Source organism: Rhodocaloribacter litoris (assembly GCF_011682235.2).
Lineage (GTDB): Bacteria > Bacteroidota > Rhodothermia > Rhodothermales > ISCAR-4553 > Rhodocaloribacter > Rhodocaloribacter litoris.
The window spans coordinates 1,844,233-1,865,990 of the sequence record NZ_CP076718.1; the positions used below are offsets into that span (position 1 = coordinate 1,844,233).

The 21,758-nt window shown below is 67.4% G+C and carries 17 protein-coding genes; 7 read left to right on the forward strand and 10 right to left on the reverse strand.

All coding sequences use genetic code 11. The annotated features are described in order from the left end of the window. Positions 1–259: 259 nt before the first annotated feature. On the forward strand, positions 260–382 hold the full coding sequence (locus tag GQ464_RS18710) for a hypothetical protein (RefSeq protein WP_262899689.1): 123 nt from the start codon (positions 260–262) through the stop codon (positions 380–382). Between the two features lie 4 nt (positions 383–386). Here GQ464_RS18710 and GQ464_RS07585 read toward each other — a convergent pair whose 3' ends face one another. Beyond that, positions 387–1,475, reverse strand: a complete 1,089-nt coding sequence (locus GQ464_RS07585; RefSeq protein ID WP_228350759.1) for a 6-bladed beta-propeller — start codon at positions 1,473–1,475, stop codon at positions 387–389. 623 nt (positions 1,476–2,098) lie between these two features. Here GQ464_RS07585 and metH point away from each other — a divergent pair. Beyond that, on the forward strand, positions 2,099–5,815 hold the full coding sequence (gene metH, locus GQ464_RS07590; RefSeq protein ID WP_166979907.1) for a methionine synthase: 3,717 nt from the start codon (positions 2,099–2,101) through the stop codon (positions 5,813–5,815). A gap of 98 nt (positions 5,816–5,913) precedes the next feature. Here the strand turns inward: metH and GQ464_RS07595 are convergent, their stop codons facing one another. Then, on the reverse strand, positions 5,914–8,229 hold the full coding sequence (locus tag GQ464_RS07595) for a carbohydrate binding family 9 domain-containing protein (protein WP_166979909.1): 2,316 nt from the start codon (positions 8,227–8,229) through the stop codon (positions 5,914–5,916). 384 nt (positions 8,230–8,613) lie between these two features. Between GQ464_RS07595 and GQ464_RS07600 the strand changes: the two genes are divergently transcribed. Next, positions 8,614–9,612: a DUF2157 domain-containing protein gene (locus tag GQ464_RS07600; RefSeq protein WP_166979911.1), complete on the forward strand. Its 999-nt coding sequence runs from the start codon at positions 8,614–8,616 to the stop codon at positions 9,610–9,612. After that, positions 9,609–11,195, forward strand: a complete 1,587-nt coding sequence (locus tag GQ464_RS07605) for a GDYXXLXY domain-containing protein (RefSeq protein WP_166979913.1) — start codon at positions 9,609–9,611, stop codon at positions 11,193–11,195. The genes GQ464_RS07600 and GQ464_RS07605 overlap by 4 nt, the downstream gene beginning before the upstream one ends. 25 nt (positions 11,196–11,220) lie before the next feature. On the opposite strand, the gene yihA is transcribed toward GQ464_RS07605, so the two are convergent. From yihA to GQ464_RS07635, 6 genes are all read right to left on the reverse strand, one after another. Next, a complete protein-coding gene (gene yihA, locus GQ464_RS07610) occupies positions 11,221–11,808 on the reverse strand; it encodes a ribosome biogenesis GTP-binding protein YihA/YsxC (RefSeq protein ID WP_166979915.1) in 588 nt (195 codons plus the stop codon). A gap of 43 nt (positions 11,809–11,851) precedes the next feature. Next, a complete protein-coding gene (gene sucD, locus GQ464_RS07615) occupies positions 11,852–12,727 on the reverse strand; it encodes a succinate--CoA ligase subunit alpha (protein WP_166979917.1) in 876 nt (291 codons plus the stop codon). Between the two features lie 94 nt (positions 12,728–12,821). Beyond that, positions 12,822–14,375: an amidase family protein gene (locus tag GQ464_RS07620; protein ID WP_166979919.1), complete on the reverse strand. Its 1,554-nt coding sequence runs from the start codon at positions 14,373–14,375 to the stop codon at positions 12,822–12,824. A 40-nt stretch (positions 14,376–14,415) separates the two neighbouring features. Then, positions 14,416–14,679 (reverse strand): twin-arginine translocase TatA/TatE family subunit, encoded by a 264-nt coding sequence (tatA, locus tag GQ464_RS07625; RefSeq protein WP_166979921.1) that lies wholly within the window; start codon positions 14,677–14,679, stop codon positions 14,416–14,418. Positions 14,680–14,963: 284 nt separating this feature from the next. Beyond that, entirely contained in the window at positions 14,964–15,371 is a 408-nt protein-coding gene (locus GQ464_RS07630; protein ID WP_166979923.1) for a type II toxin-antitoxin system death-on-curing family toxin, read from the reverse strand. Continuing rightward, positions 15,368–15,595 (reverse strand): AbrB/MazE/SpoVT family DNA-binding domain-containing protein, encoded by a 228-nt coding sequence (locus GQ464_RS07635; RefSeq protein ID WP_166979925.1) that lies wholly within the window; start codon positions 15,593–15,595, stop codon positions 15,368–15,370. Before GQ464_RS07635 ends, GQ464_RS07630 begins: the two co-directional genes overlap by 4 nt. A 448-nt stretch (positions 15,596–16,043) precedes the next feature. Here GQ464_RS07635 and add point away from each other — a divergent pair, with 448 nt between their 5' ends. Beyond that, the gene (add, locus tag GQ464_RS07640; RefSeq protein ID WP_166979927.1) at positions 16,044–17,111 is read left to right on the forward strand and encodes an adenosine deaminase; all 1,068 of its coding nucleotides are present in this window, start codon (positions 16,044–16,046) and stop codon (positions 17,109–17,111) included. 122 nt (positions 17,112–17,233) lie between these two features. Further along, positions 17,234–18,517 carry a 3-phosphoshikimate 1-carboxyvinyltransferase gene (gene aroA / locus GQ464_RS07645; protein WP_166979929.1) on the forward strand — a complete coding sequence of 428 codons (1,284 nt, stop codon included), beginning with the start codon at positions 17,234–17,236 and terminating at the stop codon, positions 18,515–18,517. Between the two features lie 232 nt (positions 18,518–18,749). Here the strand turns inward: aroA and GQ464_RS07650 are convergent, their stop codons facing one another. Further along, a complete protein-coding gene (locus GQ464_RS07650) occupies positions 18,750–19,319 on the reverse strand; it encodes a metallophosphoesterase family protein (protein ID WP_166979931.1) in 570 nt (189 codons plus the stop codon). A 139-nt stretch (positions 19,320–19,458) separates the two neighbouring features. Here GQ464_RS07650 and recJ point away from each other — a divergent pair, with 139 nt between their 5' ends. Next, positions 19,459–21,216: a single-stranded-DNA-specific exonuclease RecJ gene (recJ, locus tag GQ464_RS07655; RefSeq protein WP_166979933.1), complete on the forward strand. Its 1,758-nt coding sequence runs from the start codon at positions 19,459–19,461 to the stop codon at positions 21,214–21,216. A gap of 38 nt (positions 21,217–21,254) precedes the next feature. Here the strand turns inward: recJ and GQ464_RS07660 are convergent, their stop codons facing one another. Continuing rightward, positions 21,255–21,584, reverse strand: coding sequence for an ArsR/SmtB family transcription factor (locus tag GQ464_RS07660; RefSeq protein ID WP_279308428.1), 330 nt, complete (start codon positions 21,582–21,584; stop codon positions 21,255–21,257). Between the last annotated feature and the right edge of the window lie 174 nt (positions 21,585–21,758).

Below are 21,758 nucleotides of genomic sequence, written 5' to 3' on the forward strand. Positions count from 1 at the left end.
TACAACGGGCTGCCTGCCTACAAGAACACTGCTGCCCCGTTTTTCTGGATCAGGGTGTCGGATAGCCGCCTCGTTCACGGCGCGTACTATCCAACAACACCGGTTGGCGGTGCGGCCGGTTCCAACCGCTTCGCGACTGCACAGATCAGATCTTCTGCTCCGCCCGGCCCCTTCCAGCCCCTCCCGACGCGAACCCTTCCCCGACTCGTTCGTTGTGTAAGGTTCCATCCGACCCGCCACACGAACCCCGGCCCCGGACATGCCCGCCTCGTTCGACACCCTCGCCGATCTCCTCCGCCGGCGCATCCTCGTGCTCGACGACGCCATGGGCACCATGATCCGGCCGCGTGCACTTCACGAACCCGCATTCGGCAGGCAGTAGCGCATCACGGCAGGCTCGGAGAACCAAGCAACACCGTCCCCACACCCGGCCTCCCGAGGCGACGCCACTTGTGAACATAGCCGTCACACGAGACGAAAAAGAGGGTGTCTGTGAGAAGCAAGGGCTTGCATGGCAAGTCATAGCGGATCGAATACTGGTACATACCATCCGCACTATCGTATACATCGATAAACACATCCATATTCGAATCATCCCATCTGGTGCATACGATGTATATATCTTCCGGCGAAACAGTCGCGATTACCTGAGATATTCTATTCCCTCCCTTCCTGTCTATGGTATAAGCATCCTCCTCAAACTTGACAACCGGAGGAAAGGGTGTTCCATCGATCGTTTCCACATAGAATCGCAACATTCCCTCAGGTGAGAAACTTGCAATTCTACCTCCATACAACCCCGCATATACAAAATAATCTCCATCCGGCGATGCATCGATGGTTCCTGCCAGTGCAATGGAACTAAAAAATTGATTTTCCACCAGTGTACCGAATTTTTGAACCTCGACAATTTCGTCGCCGTTCGCAGGGAGATCATAGAGTTTGAACAGCGTTGAATCGGGAAAGGAGAGCGAGGCCACGCGCCCTCGTCCAGTCATGGCAATCGCCCGGGGTTCGTCCTCGAAGAAATAGGTTTCGGATAGGGATCCATCGGCACGAAATCGTACCAGTTTTCTGTCCCCGGTATCAGCAACCCACACGGCTCCCAGAGAATCGACCATGAAATGAACAGGCTTGATAAATTCACCCGGCCCTCTTCCTTTTCCATTTCCATAACTCCGAATCAACTTCCCCTCAGCGGAAAATTCCTTGATTTTATGATCTCCGGCATCCAGAACAAATATACCTCCATCCGGATTTAGAGATAACGCCTGCGCATTGTAAACCTGATTCGTGTCGGCCACGATGCCGACATACTCATACAAATCCTTCAGCGTGCCGAGGATCTTCCTTTCTCGAACAGGCTGCTGTGACGGCTGCTGAACTTCAACCAGACCTCGGGCGGCATCTGAACAACCTGACAAGATGACCAGAGATAGCCAACACGCGATATAAAATGCACGAAGCGATACCATCACCCTATAAGCGATATTTGTTTCCACTTACTTATAATTAACCACATGTCCCTCCACAATAACCCTCATCACCATAACAAACTTCTCTCGTATCAGTCACCCTACAATTTATGATCCACCTACCTCCACAGACCACATTTCCAGAACCATCTATAATTGGTGGGCAATAGCGTGTATACGTCTCCCCACAAACACGCCCCAAAATTGCACCTAGACATCCACTACCACCCCCACCACCTCCACAGTCCGGCTCGCCCTCATTACAGGCAGCCCATACTGAATCCAAAAAGAGATTTTTGAATTCATATTCCACCGGGATTGGGCCTGATACAAGCAAACACAGAAACACAACCGTGCATACAACCCATTTGTGTTTCATGATGACGCACCTCCCGTTTTTCATTCACACCCGAACACGTGTCCCCGGCCGGCAGGGGTGTGGGCCGCGCAGCCAGTTGCACGGCAACTTTATTACACACACACATACACAGCTTGTCAAGAAACATATCCGTCTTCACCCCTTCTTAACAACACGGCACGCCCCCTCCCGGCGCGAACCCTTCCCCGACTTGTTCGTTGTGTAAGGTTCCATCCGACCCGCCACACGAACCCCGGCTCCGGACATGCCCGCCTCGTTCGACACCCTCGCCGATCTCCTTCGCCGGCGCATCCTCGTGCTCGACGGCGCCATGGGCACGATGATCCAGCGCCACTACCTCACCGAGGACGACTTCCGCGGCGCGCGCTTTGCCGACCACGGGCAGCCGCTGCGGGGCAACAACGACCTGCTCTCACTCACCCGACCCGACGTCATCCGCGACATCCACCGCGCCTACCTCGACGCCGGGGCCGACCTCATCGAGACGAACACGTTCAACGCCACCGCCATCTCGCAGGCCGACTACGGCACGGAGGCGCTGGCCTATGAACTGAACGTGGCCGCCGCCCGCCTGGCCCGCGAGGCCGCCGACGAATACACCCGCCGCACCCCCGAGAAGCCGCGCTTCGTGGCCGGCGCCATCGGGCCGCTCAACAAGGCTCTCTCCCTCTCGCCCGACGTCGAGAACCCCGGCTTCCGCGCCGTCACCTTCGACGAAGTCCGGGCCGCCTACGCCGAGCAGGTCGCCGGCCTCGTCGACGGCGGGGTGGACGTGCTCCTGGTCGAGACCGTCTTCGACACGCTCAACGCCAAAGCCGCCCTCTTCGCCATCCAGGAGCATTTCCGGCGCACGGGGCGCGTCCTGCCCGTGATGGTCTCCGGCACCATCGTCGACCAGAGCGGGCGGACGCTCTCGGGGCAGACGCCCGAGGCCTTCTGGATCTCCATCGCGCACGCGCCGAACCTGCTCTCGGTGGGGCTCAACTGCGCCCTCGGCTCGGCCCAGATGCGGCCCTTCCTCGAAGAACTCGCCGGCGTGGCGACGGTCTTCACCAGCCTCTACCCGAACGCCGGCCTGCCGAACGAATTCGGCGGCTACGACGAGACGCCGGACTTCATGGCCGCGCAGATCGACGCCTACGCCCGCGACGGCTTCCTCAACCTCGTCGGCGGCTGCTGCGGCACCACGCCCGAGCACATCCGCGCCCTGGCCGAGGTGGCCGCCCGGCACGCGCCGCGCCGCGTCCCCGAGCGTCCCCGCACCCTCCGCCTCGCCGGCCTCGAACCGCTCGTCTTCCGCCCCGGCCTCAACTTCGTCAACATCGGCGAGCGCACGAACGTCACCGGCTCGCGGCGCTTCGCCCGCCTCATCCGCGAGGAAAACTACGACGAGGCCGTCTCGGTGGCCCGCCAGCAGGTCGAGAACGGCGCGCAGATGATCGACGTGAACATGGACGAGGCCATGCTCGACGGCGCCGCCGCCATGACCCGCTTCCTCAACCTGATCGCCGCCGAGCCCGACATCGCCCGCGTGCCCGTGGTCCTCGACTCGTCGAAGTGGGAGGTCCTCGAAGCCGGGCTGAAGTGCGTGCAGGGCAAGGCCGTGGTCAACTCCATCAGCCTCAAGGAAGGCGAAGACGTGTTCCTCGAACAGGCCCGGAAGGCGCGGATGTACGGCGCCGCCGTCATCGTGATGGCTTTCGACGAACAGGGGCAGGCGGACACCTTCGCGCGCCGCATCGCCGTGTGCGAACGCGCCTACCGCCTCCTCACCGAACAGGCCGGCTTCCCGCCCGAGGACATCATCTTCGACCCCAACATCTTCGCCGTCGCCACCGGCATCCCGGAGCACAACCGGTACGCGCTCGACTTCCTCGAAGCCACCCGGTGGATCAAGGCGAACCTGCCGCACGCCCGCGTCTCCGGCGGCGTCTCGAACCTGTCGTTCTCGTTCCGCGGCAACGACCGCGTGCGCGAGGCCATGCACACGTGCTTCCTCTACCACGCCATCCAGGCGGGCATGGACATGGGCATCGTCAACGCCGGGCAGATCGCCGTGTACGAGGAGATCGAGCCCGAGCTGCGCGAGCGCATCGAGGACGTGCTCTTCGACCGGCGGCCCGACGCCACCGAGCGCCTGGTGGACTATGCCGAGCGGCTCAAAGAGAAGGGCGGGGCGACGGCCGAGCGCGACGAGGCCTGGCGGCAGGCGCCCGTCGAGGAGCGCCTCCGGCACGCGCTCGTCAAGGGCATCACCGACTACATCGAGGCGGACGTGGAGGAGGCACGGCAGGCGTACCCGTCGCCGCTCGACGTTATCGAGGGGCCGCTGATGGACGGGATGAACGTCGTCGGTGACCTCTTCGGGGCGGGCAAGATGTTCCTCCCGCAGGTGGTCAAGAGCGCCCGCGTGATGAAGAAGGCCGTGGCGTACCTGACCCCGTACATCGAGGCCGAGAAGGCCCGCCGGGCCGACGACCGCCCGCGCGCCAAAGTGCTCCTGGCCACCGTCAAGGGCGACGTGCACGACATCGGCAAGAACATCGTCGGCGTGGTGCTCGGGTGCAACAACTACGAGGTGATCGACCTGGGCGTGATGGTGCCGGCGGACCGCATCCTGGCCGAGGCCCGGCGGCACGGCGCCGACCTGATCGGGCTGAGCGGGCTCATCACGCCGTCGCTCGACGAGATGGTGCACGTGGCGAAAGAGATGACGCGCGAGGGCTTCACGGTGCCGCTGCTCATCGGCGGCGCGACGACCTCGAAGGTGCACACGGCCGTGAAGATCGCGCCGCACTATGCCGGGCCGGTCGTCCACGTGCTCGACGCCTCGCGGGCCGTCGCGGTGGTGAGCCGCCTCACCTCGGACGACGCCCGCGACGCCTTCGTGGCCGAGGTGGTCGCCGACTACGAGGCCGTGCGCCAGGCCCATGCCCGCCGCACCGACCGGACGGCCTACCTGTCGCTCTCCGAGGCCCGCGCCAACGCCTTCACCTCCGACTGGGAGGCCGTGCCCATCACCACGCCCCACCGCCTCGGCGTCACCGTCCTCCGCAACTTCCCCCTGGAAAAGCTCCGCCGGTACATCGACTGGACGCCCTTCTTCCAGGCCTGGGAGCTGCGCGGCAAGTACCCGGCCCTCCTCGAAGACCCCGAGAAAGGCCCGGTGGCCCGCAAGCTCTTCGAGGACGCCAACGCCCTGCTCGACGAGCTCATCGCCGGCGGGCTCCTGACGGCGCACGGCGTCTTCGGCCTCTTCCCCGCCCACGCCACCGGGGACGACATCGAGGTCTACACCGGCGAGGATCGCACCGAGGTGGCCGCCGTGCTCCACACGCTCCGCCAGCAGGCCGCCAAGACGCCGGGCCGTCCCAACCGCGCCCTGGCCGACTACGTGGCCCCGAAGGCGAGCGGCGTGCCCGATTACGTGGGCGCCTTCGCCGTCACCGCCGGCCACGGCGTCGACGCCCTGGTGGCCCGGTATGAGGCCGAGCACGACGACTACCGCGCCATCCTCATCAAGGCCCTGGCCGACCGGCTGGCCGAGGCCTTCGCCGAGCACCTGCACGAGCGCGTCCGCAAGGTGTACTGGGGCTACGCGCCGGACGAGGCCTTCACGAACGAGGACCTGATCGCCGAGCGCTACCGGGGCATCCGCCCCGCCCCCGGCTACCCCGCCCAGCCGGACCACACCGAGAAGCGCATCCTGTGGGACCTGCTCGACGCCGAGGCGAACACCGGCATCACCCTCACCGAAAGCCTGGCGATGCTGCCGGCCGCCTCCGTCTGCGGCCTCTACTTCGCCCATCCCGAGGCGGCCTACTTCAACGTCGGCCAGCTCGGCCGCGACCAGATCGAAGACTACGCCCGCCGCAAGGGGATGCCCGTCGAGGAGGTGGAACGCTGGCTGACCCCCCGCCTCAACTATACGCCCGAGCACGAACGAGAGACGGCCGGGTGAGGAGAAGGAGTCGCCGCCGGCCCGGGCTGAAGCCCGTGGCTACCGTACCTCCAGGGGAGCCGGGCCCCTTCACGGGCGCGCCCGGGCCGCCCGACGTCTCAAACCCGGAACAGGTACTGCAACTTGAAAAAGATCTGCCGCCCGGTCGGATAGTATCCGGCAAAAAACCCCCTCGCCTCCTCCCGGAAATCCCGGAAATCGTGCGTCGAACCCAGGTACAGGGCCGTGAACGGATTGACCTTGTACGTCAGGAGCGGATCCACCTCCAGCGTCCGGGCGAAGTCGTTGTACTGCGTGACCAGACGGAGGAAGAGGCGTCTGGTGAACTGGTAGCTGGTGCGGACCCGGAGGATATAGCCCGAAAACACCTCGTCGCCGGTATCCCTATCCGTCAGGCGGGCAAATGTGAAGTTGGGCTGTAGAGACAGCCGTGTGCCCGGTTTGACCGCTCCCCAGAGCTCCAGGTTGAGCACGCGCCCCATCGTCGGCTCCGCCAGGTTGCGGGCAATGGCCGTCCCCACACTCACGAAGCCTCCGAGACGCACCGGATCGCTGAAATTCGATTCGACGACGGCATCCATCCGGCGCAGGCCCCGGAAGTCCTTTCCGGCGAAGCGCTCGTTGCTGAAGACCAGCACCCGCACACGCGCATAGGTCTGCCCCTTCATCTGCGCCTGCACACCCAGCCGGAGAAACTCGTCTTTTCGCTGCTTCTCAAAGTTCCAGAAATAGCCGGCCAGCAGTTCCGGCGAGAGGCGTTGCAGAAAGCCCTTCTCCAGGTAGAACGTGTACCGGGTGAAGAACATGGCCTGGTGGATGTTGTTCTGCGTCACAAACCCGTTGGCGGCGCGGAAGGTGGGGCTCCGGCCCGTATACCAGAGATCGAAGTTCCAGTGGCGGGCATTCCGCCGGAAAGCCGTATAGGCGGCCCAGCCGTTGTAGGTCTCCCCGTCGAAGGCCGCCGTGCGGGTACCGTCGAACGTGCGTTCGCCGGCCTGCTCCGAGAGCCCGGCATCGGTGCCCTCGGCGGTGCGGCTGCCTACAAGCTGGGCCTGCAGGGAATAAACCCGTGAGAGGCGCAGGCTGGCATCCAGCGAGACCGTCGAGCCGGCCATACCGGTGCCCGTGAAGCGCCGGTCCGTCACCATCGCCCCGACGAACGAGCTCGACCCGAACGTATGCTTGACGCGCAGCAGGTTGCTCACGCTCTCGCCCGCCTGCACGAACCGGCTCTCCTCCTCGAACGGCAGGATGACGGGGCTGTCCTGGTCCACGCCCCCCACATACGAGAAGCTGGTCCGGTCGAAGCGTCCCGTCAGCTTGGCCACGGCGAACGGGTTGTTGATCGAGCGGGTATAGACCGTCTGGATTTCCTGCGCGAACAGTTCCGAACCTTCCTGAAAGAAAGGCCGGCGTTCGGGGAAGAAGAGCGCGAACGTCGTGTTCACATCCACCTGGGCGGCATCCGACTCGATCTGGCTGAAGTCCGGATTGACGGCCACGTCGGCGATAAGGTTGGAGGAGAACGCGTATTTGGCGCTGAAGGAGGGATCCACGGTGAGGCGTCCCTGGGCCAGGCCGTCGGCGGGACGCGCTTCGGAGGCGAGCGTGCCGGCCTGCGAACCGGTGATGGCCGGCAGCAGCTCGAGCCGGCCGGCCGGCGCGGCTCCTTCGATGCCTTCGATGCGGCCCAGCTGGCAGAGCCAGCACGGATCGTCCCGGTCGATGGCGGCCCACGAATACGTGTTGCGGCTCTCGCGCGGGCGGGTGATCCAGAAGTTGATGTTCCAGCTTTGCACGGGCCGGGCCGGGAAACGCAGGCTGCGGAACGGGATGGCCATCTCCACCTGATAGCCCGTCCCGGTAACCTGCCCGTCCGAGTGGAAGATGATGTCGAAGCCGTCGTCCTCGTCGCCTCCGTTGATGATGCGCGTGTCCCCCTGGATGCCGATGGGGTTCGAGGCAATGAAGTAGGCCCAGGCGTTCGTGCCGTAGGTGTCCAGGATGACCCCGACGTAATCGTCCTGCCAGATACGGTCGCGGTCGCTCATGTTCACCCGAACGGCCTTCGGGTCGTCCTGGATGAGAAAGGCGACGTAGAGGTTCTCGGCGTCGTAGGTCGTCCACACTTCGATGCCGATGGGGGGGCGGGTCTGGTCGCCGGGAAACGTCTCGGAGAAGTTGGTTGCCCGGACGGCCTCCTGCCAGCCCGCATCGTCGAGCACGCCGTCGATACGGATGGGCGCCGGGGCGGGGCGGGGCGCAAGCACCGGCCGCACGTTCGGCGTGAACGTGCCGGAATCAGCCAGCTGGTGCGGCACCGGCGACCGGGTGGTCTGTGCAAGAGACGGCAAGAAGGAAGCCACGGCCAGCACCAGGCAGGCCGCAAGGCGACGGTAGCACAGCGACGTCATCGCAAATGACCGAGAAGTGTGATGGAGACCGGAAACGAAGTGGATGGGGGATGAACCGAAGCGCGCCTTCGATGAGGGAGACCGCCCTTACGGGGAAACGATGCGCCGGTTACGGAGGTGTTAATTTTTTACCCCTGGCGTGCCGTGCCCCTTCCGCCTATATTGCGGCCCGGTGGGCTCGGAGGGACCTGCGTTGCACGCTGACATAGCGGTGGTCGATCACCTCGCGGGGACCGCACCGGATCTCGCATACGGCCCCTTCGAGCCATCCCGGTTCTCGAGCGGCCGTCCCGGCAACACGGGGCGGGCTTCAGAAAAACGTGGGGCCTCCCGCACGCCCCGACCCACCCCGAACAGCCCGTAGCTGCGGAAACGCTCCGGACGATGTCTTCCTCGCCTCTCGACCAACCTGCAACACGGGCGCACCTGGAGCACCTGGCCCGGACCGGGCACCTGTCCCCGGCGGCGCTGGAACGGGCCCTGCACCTGGCCGGGCACCGTCCCGATCCCGCAACATGGCGGCGGTTTGCCGACCGTATGCTGCTACTCCTTGGACTGGCCCTGCTTCTGGCGGGTATCATCTTCTTTTTCGCCTACAACTGGGCCGCCATGAGCCGCTTCGTGAAGTTTGCCCTGATCGAGGCAGCGCTCGCGGGTGCCGTGGGGGCGGCGTGGTTTCGGGGCGTGCACCGGCTCGGCGGGCAGGCCGCGCTCACCGGCGCCGTCGTGCTGGTGGGGGCTTTCCTTGCCGTCTTCGGGCAGGTCTACCCCACCGGTGCAGACGCCTACGAACTGTTTGGCCTCTGGAGCCTGCTCATATTGCCCTGGGTAACCATGAGCCGCTTTCCGGCCCTGTGGGTGCTGTGGCTCGCCCTGCTCGACGCGACGTGGCTGGCCTACCGGGCCCAGGTGACCGACCCGACCGGTGCCGCCTGGCCGGCAACGGTGCTGCCGCCGGCTGTCCTCCACCTGGCCGCGCTGGCGGCATGGGAGACGGGCGCGGCACGCGGGGTGGCCTGGCTACGGAAGCGATGGGCACCCGCCCTCCTGGCGGCCGTGGCCCTGGCGGCCCTTTCGGCCCCCGTCGTCGATGCGTTCTTCGCTGCGCGCGGCTTCGGTCTTCACCTCGGCGGGACACACGGCCTCGCGGTGGCACTCTACACCGCCGTTCTCGTCACCGGCCTGTGGTTCTACCGCAGCCGCCGCGACGTGCTCATGCTGGCGCTGTGGCTCCTGAGTGCCATCGTCGTCGTAACGGCCGGGCTCATCAAAACCATCGACGTCGAGGGGTGGGGCGCCCTGTTCATCGGGCTGCTCGTGGTCGCGCAGTCGGCGGCGGCGGCTGCGTGGCTGCGCACAGTGGCACGGGAGGGGGGCTCATGACGCCGCCCCGGCTCCGCGACGTGCTCGCACGGCTCCGGGCCGAGGGGCTGTACCGCGATGCCCCCGACCGCCCCCTGCCGGCGACCTTCGACGCCGAACCCGTCGACGACCCGTGGTACATACGGGCGCTCATCGCGGCCGGCGCATGGATCGCCGCGTTGCTCTTCATCCTCTTTCTCGTGGCCACGACAGCCCTGCGCAGTGAAGCGGCCACGCTCGGCACGGGTGCCGCCCTGCTGGCCGGCGCACTCGGGCTGCGCCATGCGGCACGGGGGTTGTTCCTCCACCAGCTCGCTTTCGCCCTGAGCCTGGCCGGGCAGGTGCTCCTCACCGGCGGGCTGGGCCGGATGCTGGACTGGGATGCCGCCGTCTGGGGCGCGGCCCTCGCCCTCGAGGTCCTCCTCATCGTCGCCTATCCGGATCCCCTGCACCGGTTCGTCTCCACCCTGCTGGCCGTGACGGCGGGCGCGGTGCTCCTCCACGCGCTCGAAGCCCTCCCCTTCGTTCACGTGCTCGTGCTCGGCGCAGCGGCGGGTGCTACGGGCCTGTGGGAGCGCGAAACGGCGCTCGTGCAAAGCCGGGCGGCCTCGCTCGTCCGGCCCGTCGCCTACGGGCTGGCGGGTGGCCTCCTCGGCCTGCTCACCCTCCCGGCGACCGGCGACGGGGCCTTCGCCGGCCTCCCCTGGTGGCCCTCGACGCTCGGCCTGGCGGTGGTGCTCGGGGTCCTCCTCTATCGCCTCCTGCACGAGACCGCCGCCTCCCTCGCCACCCGGGCGCGTCTCCTCACCGCCGTCGCCCTCCTGGTCCCGCTGACCTCCGACGCCCCCGGTCTCCCGGCCGCCCTCCTGGTACTCGTCCTCGGCTTCCGGCACGGCCGCCGCCTGCTCATGGGCCTCGCCCTGACGTTCCTGGCCCTCTTTCTCACCCTTTTCTATTACAACCTGAACCTCACGCTGCTGGCCAAATCCTTCCTCCTGATGGGCACCGGCCTCGCCCTCCTGGCCGTGCGCGCCTTCGGGTTGAAGGGCGCGGCCCGCCATCCGGAAGCTCCGAAGGAGGAGGCGGCGAACCGCCCGCCCCGCAGCCCCGCCGGTGCCAGTCGGATGGTGATCCTGGCGACCGGGCTGCTCGTGCTCGCCACGCTCAACCTGTTCGTGCTGCAGAAAGAGCGGCTTCGTACCACCGGCCGCACGCTGTTCGTCGAGCTGAGCGTACGCGATCCCCGTGCGCTGCTCCAGGGCGACTACATGGTGCTCCGCTATGCGCTTCCGGACACGCTCACGGCCCTGCTGGCCGGCACGGACCGCCGGAGCGGGCGGCTGGTGGTCCGCGTCGATGCGCGGGGCGTGGCCACCCCCCTGCGCCCGTACACACCGGGCGAGCCCCTGGCCCCGGACGAACACCTGCTCCGCTACCACCGTCGCGACGGCGCGCTCCTCCTCGGCCCCTCGGCCTTCTTCTTCCAGGAAGGCCACGCCGAACGCTACGCCGATGCCCGGTATGCCGAACTGCGCGTCGCCGGCGACGGCGAGGCCCTGCTCGTCGGCCTCCGCGACGCCGGCCTCCGGCCCCTCGGCCCCTGACTCCCCTCACCGGACGCTTCCGGTGCTATGCGACCAGGTCGTCGATCCACCGGAGCACCTCGTCCCGCCCGCGCCCGTCCTCGGCCGAGGTCAGGAGAACCGGCGCCTCACGCCCGGCCGCCTGCAACGCCCGCTGCACCGCCGCCACGGCCTTCTGGCGACCGTTGCCCGAAAGCTTGTCCGTCTTCGTCAGCAGGACGATGTAGGGGGCCTCGCTCTCCCGGGTGAGCAGCATCACCTCGCGGTCGAGGGCCGTGGGCGGGTGGCGGCTGTCGATGAGATGAAAAACCAGCCGCAGCGTCTCGCGCTCGGTCAGGTAGCGCCCGATGAGCCGCTGCCACCGCACGCGCTCGGTCCGCGCGACCTTCGCATAGCCGAAGCCGGGCAGGTCGACCAGGTAGAAGCGGTCGTCGACGCGGTAGAAGTTCAGCTCGCGCGTCTTGCCCGGCGTGCCGCTCGTGCGGGCCAGCGCCCGGCGCCCGGTGATCAGGTTGATGAGGGAGCTCTTGCCCACATTCGAGCGGCCGATGAAGGCCACCTCGGGCAGGCCGTCGTCGGGGAGGCCGGACCAGGCGGCCACGCCCCGGACGAACCGCACGTCACGCATCTTCATGGGTCTACCGCCCGTGGCGGGCTCGCGCCCCGGCGAACCGGGATCAGGCCGGCGCCAGGTGCTCCTTCACCGTCGCGCCGATGAGGGCGGGGTTCTTCACGACGACGGCCCCGGCGGCCTCGAGCGCGGCGAACTTGTCCTCGGCCGTTCCCTTGCCGCCCGAGATGATGGCGCCGGCGTGGCCCATGCGGCGCCCCGGCGGCGCGGTGCTCCCGGCGATGAAGGCAAAGACGGGCTTGGTCATGTGGGCGTTGATGTAGGCGGCGGCCTCCTCCTCGGCCGTCCCGCCGATCTCGCCGATGAGCACGACGGCCTCGGTCTGGTCGTCCGCCTGGAAGCGTTCGAGCACGTCGACGAAGCGGGTGCCGATGACGGGGTCGCCGCCGATGCCGACGGCCGTGCTCTGCCCGAAGCCCTGCCGGGTGAGCTGGTCGACGGCCTCGTAGGTAAGCGTCCCCGAGCGCGAGACGACGCCCACCGAGCCCGGCGTGAAGATCATCGCGGGCATGATGCCGACTTTGGCCTCACCCGGCGTGATGACGCCCGGGCAGTTCGGCCCGATGAGACTCGCCCCCTTCCGCTTCACGTAGTGATACACGGGGATCATGTCGCGGGCCGGGATGCCCTCGGTGATGCAGATGATGACCCCGATGCCGGCATCGGCGGCCTCCAGGATGGCGTCGGCGGCAAAGGCCGGGGGCACGAAGATGATGGACGTGTTCGCCCCCTCTTGCTCCACGGCCTCCGAGACCGTGTTGAAGACCGGCCGCCCCAGGTGCTTCTGCCCGCCCTTGCCCGGCGTGACGCCGGCCACCACCGGCGTGCCGTATTCGATCATCTGCTCGGCGTGGAAGGTACCCTCCTTCCCGGTGAAGCCCTGCACCACCAGGCGCGTGTGCTTGTCGACGAAGATGCTCATGTCGGAAGTATGGGTCGATGGTCCGGAGTGGAATTTGCCAAGTTAGGGGGTGCCGGGGAAAAGCAGAACCCGTTCCCTTGAAATTTTGGCCGAATCAGGCCGTCGTCGCCTGGTGTGCCACGGCCGCGCCGGCACGCAGCAGCCGTGCCTCCTCGAAGTGCGGGCCGAGCAGTTGCACCCCGACGGGAAAGCCCTCCGGATGCCGGCCGCCGGGCACCACGAGCCCGGGGATGCCGGCCAGGTTGGCCGTGACGGTGTAGACGTCGTTCAGGTACATCGAAAGGGGGTCGTCGAGCTTTTCGCCCAGGCGGAAGGGGGGTGTCGGCGTGGCGGGGGTCAGCAGCACGTCCACCGTCTCGAAGGCCCGCTCGAAATCACGGCGGATGAGGGTGCGCACGCGCTGCGCCCGGGCATAGTAGGCGTCGTAGTAGCCGGAGGAGAGGACGTAGGTGCCCAGCATGATCCGGCGCTTGACCTCGCTGCCGAAGCCCTCGGTGCGGGTCTGGGCGTAGAGCCGGTCGAGGAGCGACTCCTGGGCGTCGAGGCGAGCCCGGGCCTCGGCGGCGGCCGCGTCGTCGCCGGCCTCCTCGGCGGCCCGGAGCGCGGCCTCCAGCGCCTCCCGCTCGGCCTTCATCGCGCGGCGCACGGCCTGCTCGTCGGCGCGGTAGCCGTAACGTACCCCGTCGTACCGCGCCAGGTTGCTCGACGCCTCGGCCGTGGTCAGGATGTAATAGGTGGCGATGCCGTACGGGGTGTGGGGCAACGAGACGTCGCGCACGGTGGCGCCGGCGGTCTCCAGGCGCGCCACCTGCTGCTCGATGGCCGCGCGGATGCCCTCGTCCAGCCCCTCGCCGAAGTACTCTTTCGGGAGGCCGATGCGCAGGCCCGCCACGCCGCCGTCGAGGGCGGCGCGGTAGTCCGGCACGGGCACGGGGGCGCTGGTGGCGTCGTTGGGGTCCTGCCCGGCCATCACGGCCAGCACGGCGGCCAGATCGTCCACGTCCCGGGCGAAGGGGCCGATGCAGTCGAACGAGGAGGCATAGGCCACCAGGCCGTAGCGGCTGACGCGCCCGTAGGTGGGCTTGAGGCCCATCACCCCGCAGAAGGCCGCGGGCTGGCGGATGGAACCGCCGGTGTCCGAGCCCAGGGCCACGTGGCACATCCCCGCCGCCACGGCCGCCGCCGAGCCGCCCGACGACCCGCCGGGCACGTAGTCCGGATCGAGCGGGTTACGCACCGGGCCGAAGTGCGAGTTCTCGTTCGACGAGCCCATGGCGAACTCGTCGCAGTTCGTCTTGCCGATGAAGAGGACGCCGGCCGCACGCAGCCGCTCGATGACGGTGGCGTCGTAGAGCGAGGTGAAGTTTTCGAGCATGCGCGAGGCACACGTCACACGCTGCCCCCGGATGCAGATGACATCCTTGACGGCCACCACCATCCCGGCCAGCGGCAGGTCTTCGCCCCGGGCGCGGCGGGCGTCCAGCGCCCGGGCCTGCGCCCGCGCCCCCTCGGCGTCGACCGAGATGAAGACGTTCAGGCGGTCGTTCTCGGCCTCGATTTTTTCCAAAAAAGACGAGACCAGCGCCTCGCAACTGGTCTCGCCCCGTGCCAGCGCCTCGCGGGCGGCACCGTACGTGAGATACGTCATCCGTCGAACGTTGGACGTTGCACGTTATACGTTGCCCCTGTCAGGAAGCGGACGCCGTGCCGGACGAACCGGTCTCCTGCTTCGCCTCGGTGCGCGGCGTCGGCGTCTGTGCCGGCGGGCGCGGGGCCTGGATCTGCGGCGAATCCTCGACGGTCAGCTCGCGCTGGATGTCGCGCGTGGCGTCCTTGAACTCGCGGATCCCCTTACCCAGCCCCCGGGCGATCTCGGGAATGCGCTTCGCCCCGAAGATGAGCAGAATCGCCAGGAAAATGAGAATCAGTTCCGGCATGCCAATGCTACCCATGGCCATCACCTCGATGTCGTGTGGAAAAACGCGGCGGCACGGCCCCGGCGGGCGGCCGCCTCGACAGCGGCCCGGAAATCCGGCCGGCCGGCAAGATAACAGAGATTCCGGCCGCGGGGCGCGGAAATATAGCGAATTTCCGGGCCGTTTCCGTGCCCCTGCTTGGGTCTAATGCACGAGACGCGCCGGGGTTCTTCGACCCCGGAACAGGCCGCCCGCCGGATGAACTTTTCGTCATCTCCCCGCGGGCACCGGCTTTGGCCTTGCCCGCCCTGCCCGGGCCTTTACGCCATGCGTGTCGATGAGGCTTCGATCCAGGAGGCCAGTTCGTCTTCCTTGACACGTCCGGCAGCCAGACCTTCCATCATGCTCACCGTCGCCGCTTCGTCGGGAAGAAAACGATAGCCGTTCCGGAAGAGAAAGGCACGAATGGACAGGAGCGCCGTCCGCTTGTTGCCGTCCACGAAGGGGTGGTTGCGGGCAATCCCGGAAGCATAGGCGGCGGCCAGGGCGAACAGCGACACGGCCTCACCATAGGTCCAGCGATGCCGGGGCCGGGCCAGGGCACTGCGAAGCAACCCCTCGTCGCGCACCCCGGGTGCTCCACCGAAAAGCCGCACCGTCTCGGCATGGAGCATCCTGACCTGACCCGGCGTGAGCCACCGGGGCTCGTCCCGGCCGCCCTCGCTCATCGGGCCAGTTCGCGGAAAGCGTTCCGGTGAGAATGCATGAAGGCCCGTGCATCCTCCATCATCCCGGCGACGTCCGGATCACACGGGATCAGCAGGATGCCCTCGGGCGTGACGGATAGCTCGAACGCATCGCCCTCCTGCATCCTCATCGCCTCGGCGACCGACGCCGGGATGATGAACCCGAGGTCTTCCCCGAAACGGCGCACTTTCGTCTTTTCCGGCATATCGTTTCCGCGGATGATCTGCCATCATTCTGCCCGCGTTGTACCTGTTCCCGTTTGGCTTTGTTGCCATGAACGACCGGCCCCGTAACTGATGTTACGCAGTTAAGACCTGTGCGGTGGACGGCCTACCCCTCCGTCGCTTCGCGACACCTCCTTCGCAAGGGGAGAGGCTTTTCAGACCGCGTCGTGCCGAAACAAGCCCTTCCCCCTGGCCGCAGGCCGCACAGGGGGAAGTACCCCGAAGGGGGGATGGGGGTCGTTCTCTCCCGGTTCAGGGGGCCCGCTACGAAGCGAAAGGTGCGAAACGTGGAGGCCTGGTCGCCTGCAACGTAACATCAGTCCGTAACTGAAAACGCGCCGGATGAACTTTTCGTCATCTCCCCGCGGGCACCGGCTTCGGCCTTGCCCGCCCTGCCCGGACCTGCTATCTTTCCTCCGAAAAAAGTCTATGACCGCACCGCACCTCACGCGCGAAGACATCCTGGCCTGGCCCAAGGCCGAGCTGCACTGCCACCTCGACGGCTCGCTGCGCCTGAAGACGGTCCTGGACCTGGCGCGGCAACAGGGCAAGATGCACCTGCTCCCGGCCGATAGCGAGGAGGCGCTCGAGAAGATCCTCCGCCAGATCGACGACTCGCCCACGCTGGAGGCCTACCTGGCCTGGTTCCGGTACACCATTCCGCTGATGCAGACGCCGGAGGCGCTCCGCCGGGTGGCCTACGAGCTGGCCGAGGACAACGCCCGCGAGAACGTCCGCTACCTGGAGGTCCGCTACGGCCCCATCCTGCACACGGAGGAAGGGCTCACGCTCGACGAGGTCAACGACGCGGTGCTCGACGGGCTGAAGGCGGCCGAGCGCGACTTCGGCATCCGCACGGCGCTGATCGTCTGCGGCCTGCGCGACCGGTACGAGAGCGCGTCGCTGCAGCAGGCCGAGTTGGCCGTCCGCGCCCGCAAGAAAGGCGTCGTGGCCTTCGACCTGGCCGGCGGCGAGGCGGGCAACCCGCCCAAGCACCACCTCCATGCCTTCTACTACGCCCGCAACCACCTGCTCAACCTGACCTGCCACGCGGGCGAGTCGTGGGGGCCGGAGTCGATCCACCAGGCCCTCTTCTACTGCGGCGCCCATCGCATCGGCCACGGCATCACGCTCCATCGCGATCCCGAGCTGATGCAGTACGTCATCGACCACCAGGTCCCGCTCGAGATCTGCCCCACCAGCAACGTGCAGACCCACGTGGTCGACGGCTACGAGACGCACCCCATCCGCCTGTTCGTGGAACGGAGCGTCCCGGTGACGGTCAACACGGACAACCGCCTCTTCAGCCGCACCACGGTGACCGACGAGCTGTGGCGCGTTCACCGCTACTGCGGAATCCAGGCCGGGCAGCTCCGTGAGATCGCCCTCAACGGCTTCCGGTATGCCTTCCTCCACTGGGAAGAGAAGCAGGATCTCCTGCGCAGCGTCCTCGACGCCTTCCCGCTGCCGCCCTCGCCCGAAAGCCCCGTGTGGTGAGGGCGTTGTGCGTTGAACGTTGAGCGTTGTGCGTTGAACGCTGGGCGTTGCGCGTGAACGTTGGGCGTGCACGGCAAGCATCTTCCATCCTCAATTTGCAATCTTCCAACCCTCCCCCTTCCATGAACCAGACCGTCTATCCGGCCGCGTCGGTGCTGGGTGTGGTGGAGCTGCCGGCGGACAAGTCGGTGGCGCACCGCGCGGCGCTGCTGGCGGCCCTGGCCGACGGCACGTCGCAGATCGTCAACTACCCGGCCTCGGCCGATCCGCAGTCCACGCTGGCGTGCCTGCGCCGGCTCGGCGTGCGCATCGAGGAGGATGCGGAGGGGATCCTCCACGTGGAAGGCGTGGGGCTGGAAGGGCTGCGCCCGCCGGAGGGCCCGCTCGACTGCGGCAACTCGGGCACCACCATGCGGCTGCTGGCGGGTATCCTGGCCGGGCAGCCGTTCGAGTCCACCCTCACGGGCGACGCCTCCCTCAGCCGCCGCCCCATGGACCGCATCGCCGCCCCGCTCCGGCAGATGGGCGCCACGGTGGAGCTGACGGACGGCCACGCCCCCGTGCGCCTGCGCGGCGGGCGCCTCCGGGGCATCGAATACGTGCTACCCGTCCCCTCGGCGCAGGTCAAGTCGTGCGTGCTGCTGGCGGGCCTCTTCGCCGAAGGGACGACCACGGTGATCGAGACGCTCCCCTCCCGCGATCATACCGAGCGGATGCTGGGACTCGACGTGTTCGAGGACGGGACGGGCCGGCGGCATATCAGCATCCACGGTGGCCGGCGCATCGCCCCGCGCCTGTGGGCCGTCCCGCGCGACTTCTCGGCGGCTGCCTTCTTCCTCGTCGCCGGCAGCATCGCCTCGTCGGGCGAGCTGCGCCTGCCCGCCGTCGGGCTCAACCCCTCGCGCACCGCCTTCCTCGACGTCCTCCGCGCCATGGGGGCCGACGTCACGGTGGAAAACGAGCGCACACACGGCGGCGAGCCGCTGGGCGACCTGGTCGTCCGGCCCGCCCCGCTCCACGGCGTCACCGTAGGCGACCCGCTCATCCCCAACCTGATCGACGAGATCCCCGCGCTGGCCGTGGCCGCCGCCTGTGCCGAAGGCCGCACCGTCATCCGCGACGCCGCCGAGCTGCGGGTCAAGGAAACCGACCGGCTGGCGGCCCTGGCCACGAACCTCCGTGCCCTCGGTGCCGCCGTCGAGGAGCAGCCGGACGGCCTCGTCATCGAAGGCGGGCGGCCCCTCCGCGGCGCCACCGTCGAGAGCTTCGACGACCACCGCATCGCCATGGCGATGGGCGTGGCCGCCCTCCGCGCCACCGGCCCCGTCACCATCACCGGCGCCGCATGCGCCCGCGTCTCGTTCCCCGGCTTCTGGGACCTGCTCCGAAGCGTGACCGGGCGCTGACCGTCCGCCCACGGGTCGAAAAGTTCCTTTTTCCGGCCGGAAACGGCACTATTCCCGGGATCGCATTTTTTTTTGACGCACCATGACCCTTTTTGCCCCGGAAAAACGCTATATAGGAGTAGACACATCTCCTAACGCAGCTCCAGCGACGGCGGGAGGGCGGGCGCTCGGGTGGGGAGCGCACGCCCTCCCGCTTCGCCAACCGGCACGTCCGGTGCCCGCGGGCGGCCGTTCACACCACCCCTTGCGACACGGCCCGGCAGCTCGCCGCACCCGTTTCCACCGTCCACCGCTCGACGCTGCCGGTCTCCGTGTCGTATACGGCAAAGGTGGGGGGCACGGGCACGGGACGCCCCCGGTCGAACCGGACGCCCATGATCGGGCCCGGGTTCAGCAACAGCACCCGGCGGTCGCCGGCAACCTCCCGGCTCACCTCCCACACATGATTGTGCCCGAAGCACACGACGTCGAACCGGCCGGAGGCAGCCAGATCGCGGGCGACGTCGTCGAAGTGGTGCACGGCGAGGAGCCGGCCGCCGCGCTCCAGACGGGCGAACTCGCCGTGGAGCCGCACCCGCTCGCCGTAGGACTGGGCGATCCGGGTGATCCGGAAGGTGTCGGCGTCATTGTTGCCGAAGACCACGTGGATCTCGCCGGCAAACCCGTCGGCGAGGCGCTTCATGACAAAGGGGGAACACAGATCCCCGCAGCAGATCAACACCTCCACCTCTTCGAGCACCTCCAGGGCGGCGTCGAGGTGCCAGAGGTGGTCGTGCACGTCGGAGAGGACGGCGAGCCTCATGCGCTTCGGAAGGGATCGAGGGATTGAGGAGGACCTTCAAAAATACGGCGCCGCGATCCGGAAACAACCGGGCGTTTCTTTTGCGCGTATCGTGTATCTTCTACCCGTGAACGTTTCGTCTTTTCCCGAATGCAGGTTCATGAAATATCGATGGGCGCTGCGCCCGGTGGAGAACCCGGACGCCGTGGCGCGACTGCAACGTGAACTCAACAACCTGCCGGAAGCGCTCGCGCGGGCGCTCGTGCTGCGGGGCATCGAAACCTTCGAGGCGGCCCGGCACTTCTTTCGTCCCTCGCGTGAAGACCTGCACGATCCTTTTCTGATGCAGGACATGGAGGCTGCGGCCGACCGGGTGGCGACGGCCCTCACCCGCGGCGAGCGCATCCTGGTCTACGGCGACTACGACGTCGACGGCACCACCTCCACGGCCCTGCTGATGCATTTCCTCCGCAGCCGGGGGGCTTCCGCGCAGTTCTTCATTCCCAACCGCTTTCGGGACGGCTACGGCCTCGGCCCGGCCGGCATCGAGGCCGCCGCCGGCTTTGGCGCCTCGCTCATCATCGCGCTCGACTGCGGCGTCACGGCCGTCGAGGAGGCCGCCGCCATACGGGCCCGCGGCATGGACCTGATCATCTGCGACCACCACACAACGAAGGACAGGCTGCCCGAGGCCGTTGCCGTGCTCGACCCCAAGCGGCCGGACTGCCCCTATCCCTTCAAAGAGCTGTGTGGATGCGGCGTCACCTTCAAGCTGGTGCAGGCCGTGCTGGCCCGGCTCGGCGAGGCGCCCGAAGCCGCACTGGCCTACCTCGACCTCGTGGCCGTCGCCACGGCGAGCGACATCGTGCCGGTGGGCGGGGAGAACCGCATCCTGCTGAGCGAGGGACTGGCCCGCCTCCGCACCGCCCCGCGCCCCGGCCTGCACGCCCTGGCCGAAGCCGCCGGCCTCGACCTGCATACCTGCTCAACGAGCAAGATCGTCTTCGGCCTGGGGCCCCGCATCAACGCCGCCGGCCGTCTCAGCGACGCCGCCCTGGCCGTGGAGTTGCTGCTCTGCGAAGACCCGGCCCGCGCGCTCGAATACGCCCACCGGCTCGACGCCCTCAACCAGCAGCGGCGCAGCCTCGACGCCGAGACCGTACGCGAGGCCGCCCACATGGCCGAACGCCAGCTCAGCGCCCGCACCCGCCATACCCTCGTGCTGCACCATCCCGGATGGCACCTGGGCGTCATCGGCATCGTGGCCAGCCGCATCGTCGAGCGGTTCTACCGGCCCACCATCATGCTCAGCACCGTCGACGGCCTGGTCAAAGGCTCCGCCCGCTCGATCGAAGGCGTCAACGTCTTCGAAGCCCTCACCGCCTGCGCAGACCTCCTCGCAACGTACGGCGGGCACGACTATGCCGCCGGGCTCGCCCTGGAAGAGGCCAACCTGCCGGCCTTCCGCGAGCGTTTCGACGAGGCCGTCCGCGCCGTCGTCACCCCGGAGATGCTGCTGCCCACCCTCGCCCTCGACGCCCCCCTGAGCCTGGCCGACATCGACGCCCGCTTCTGGGCCGTCCTCAAGCAGTTCGCCCCCTTTGGACCGGGCAACGACACCCCCGTCTTCCACGCGCGCGACCTCGCCGTCGCCGGTCACCCACGGACCGTAGGCGCCGACAGCACCCATCTCAAGTTCGCCGTCCGGCAACGCACCGGCGGTGACGGGAGCCACCCCGTCATGCCCGTGATCGGCTTCAAACTGCACCGCCACCTGCCCACCGTCGAACGGAGCCTCCGCGAAGGCCTTCCCCTCGAACTGGCCTTCTCCATAGAGGAAAACCGGTGGAACGGCCGCACCACCCTTCAACTCCGCGCCCGGGACCTCCGCCTCGGCGAGCGACCGGCAACGGACTGACCCCGTTCCGGCGGCCGGCACACCCCGACCGGACGACCCTACCCTTCCCCGGCCGCCTCGAAGGCCTCCTGCCGGAGTTGCCCGCAGACGAGCGTGCACAGGGCCGAAAGGGTCGGGTCGGCAATGCTGTAATAGACGTTCAGCCCTTCCTTACGCCGGGTGAGCAGGCCCTCCTTCGCCATCAGGCCCAGGTGCTTGCTCACGTTGGCCTGTTTCTGCCCCGTCGCCTCCATCAGGGCCTGCACCGTCATCTCGCCGTGCTGCTGGAGCAGGTTCAACAGCTGGAGCCGCACCGGCTCGCCCAGCAGCTTGAACCGGCGAGCGGCCCGCTCCAGTAACGACTCCGGCACCATTGCTTTCCTCATCATTTTCCGGGATATAGGTAAGCAGAAGGATCTACCCCTGTTGCTTCGCACATAGAACAACCGGATAGTAATATTCTAAAATACCCACGAAGATCCCGAAAAGCCGCAATCGAATAACCCGGCCGTTCACCCCATCCTAAAAACGACATCAATCTATCATCAGAAACCTCCGCATGA

Bases quoted from the DNA above. Each gene is read 5' to 3' on its own strand.
- GQ464_RS18710 (WP_262899689.1), top strand. From the start codon at position 260: ATGCCCGCCTCGTTCGACACCCTCGCCGATCTCCTCCGCCGGCGCATC.
- GQ464_RS07585 (WP_228350759.1), bottom strand. From the start codon at position 1,475: ATGGTATCGCTTCGTGCATTTTATATCGCGTGTTGGCTATCTCTGGTC.
- metH (WP_166979907.1), top strand. From the start codon at position 2,099: ATGCCCGCCTCGTTCGACACCCTCGCCGATCTCCTTCGCCGGCGCATC.
- GQ464_RS07595 (WP_166979909.1), bottom strand. From the start codon at position 8,229: ATGACGTCGCTGTGCTACCGTCGCCTTGCGGCCTGCCTGGTGCTGGCC.
- GQ464_RS07600 (WP_166979911.1), top strand. From the start codon at position 8,614: ATGTCTTCCTCGCCTCTCGACCAACCTGCAACACGGGCGCACCTGGAG.
- GQ464_RS07605 (WP_166979913.1), top strand. From the start codon at position 9,609: ATGACGCCGCCCCGGCTCCGCGACGTGCTCGCACGGCTCCGGGCCGAG.
- yihA (WP_166979915.1), bottom strand. From the start codon at position 11,808: ATGAAGATGCGTGACGTGCGGTTCGTCCGGGGCGTGGCCGCCTGGTCC.
- sucD (WP_166979917.1), bottom strand. From the start codon at position 12,727: ATGAGCATCTTCGTCGACAAGCACACGCGCCTGGTGGTGCAGGGCTTC.
- GQ464_RS07620 (WP_166979919.1), bottom strand. From the start codon at position 14,375: ATGACGTATCTCACGTACGGTGCCGCCCGCGAGGCGCTGGCACGGGGC.
- tatA (WP_166979921.1), bottom strand. From the start codon at position 14,679: ATGGGTAGCATTGGCATGCCGGAACTGATTCTCATTTTCCTGGCGATT.
- GQ464_RS07630 (WP_166979923.1), bottom strand. From the start codon at position 15,371: ATGAGCGAGGGCGGCCGGGACGAGCCCCGGTGGCTCACGCCGGGTCAG.
- GQ464_RS07635 (WP_166979925.1), bottom strand. From the start codon at position 15,595: ATGCCGGAAAAGACGAAAGTGCGCCGTTTCGGGGAAGACCTCGGGTTC.
- add (WP_166979927.1), top strand. From the start codon at position 16,044: ATGACCGCACCGCACCTCACGCGCGAAGACATCCTGGCCTGGCCCAAG.
- aroA (WP_166979929.1), top strand. From the start codon at position 17,234: ATGAACCAGACCGTCTATCCGGCCGCGTCGGTGCTGGGTGTGGTGGAG.
- GQ464_RS07650 (WP_166979931.1), bottom strand. From the start codon at position 19,319: ATGAGGCTCGCCGTCCTCTCCGACGTGCACGACCACCTCTGGCACCTC.
- recJ (WP_166979933.1), top strand. From the start codon at position 19,459: ATGAAATATCGATGGGCGCTGCGCCCGGTGGAGAACCCGGACGCCGTG.
- GQ464_RS07660 (WP_279308428.1), bottom strand. From the start codon at position 21,584: ATGATGAGGAAAGCAATGGTGCCGGAGTCGTTACTGGAGCGGGCCGCT.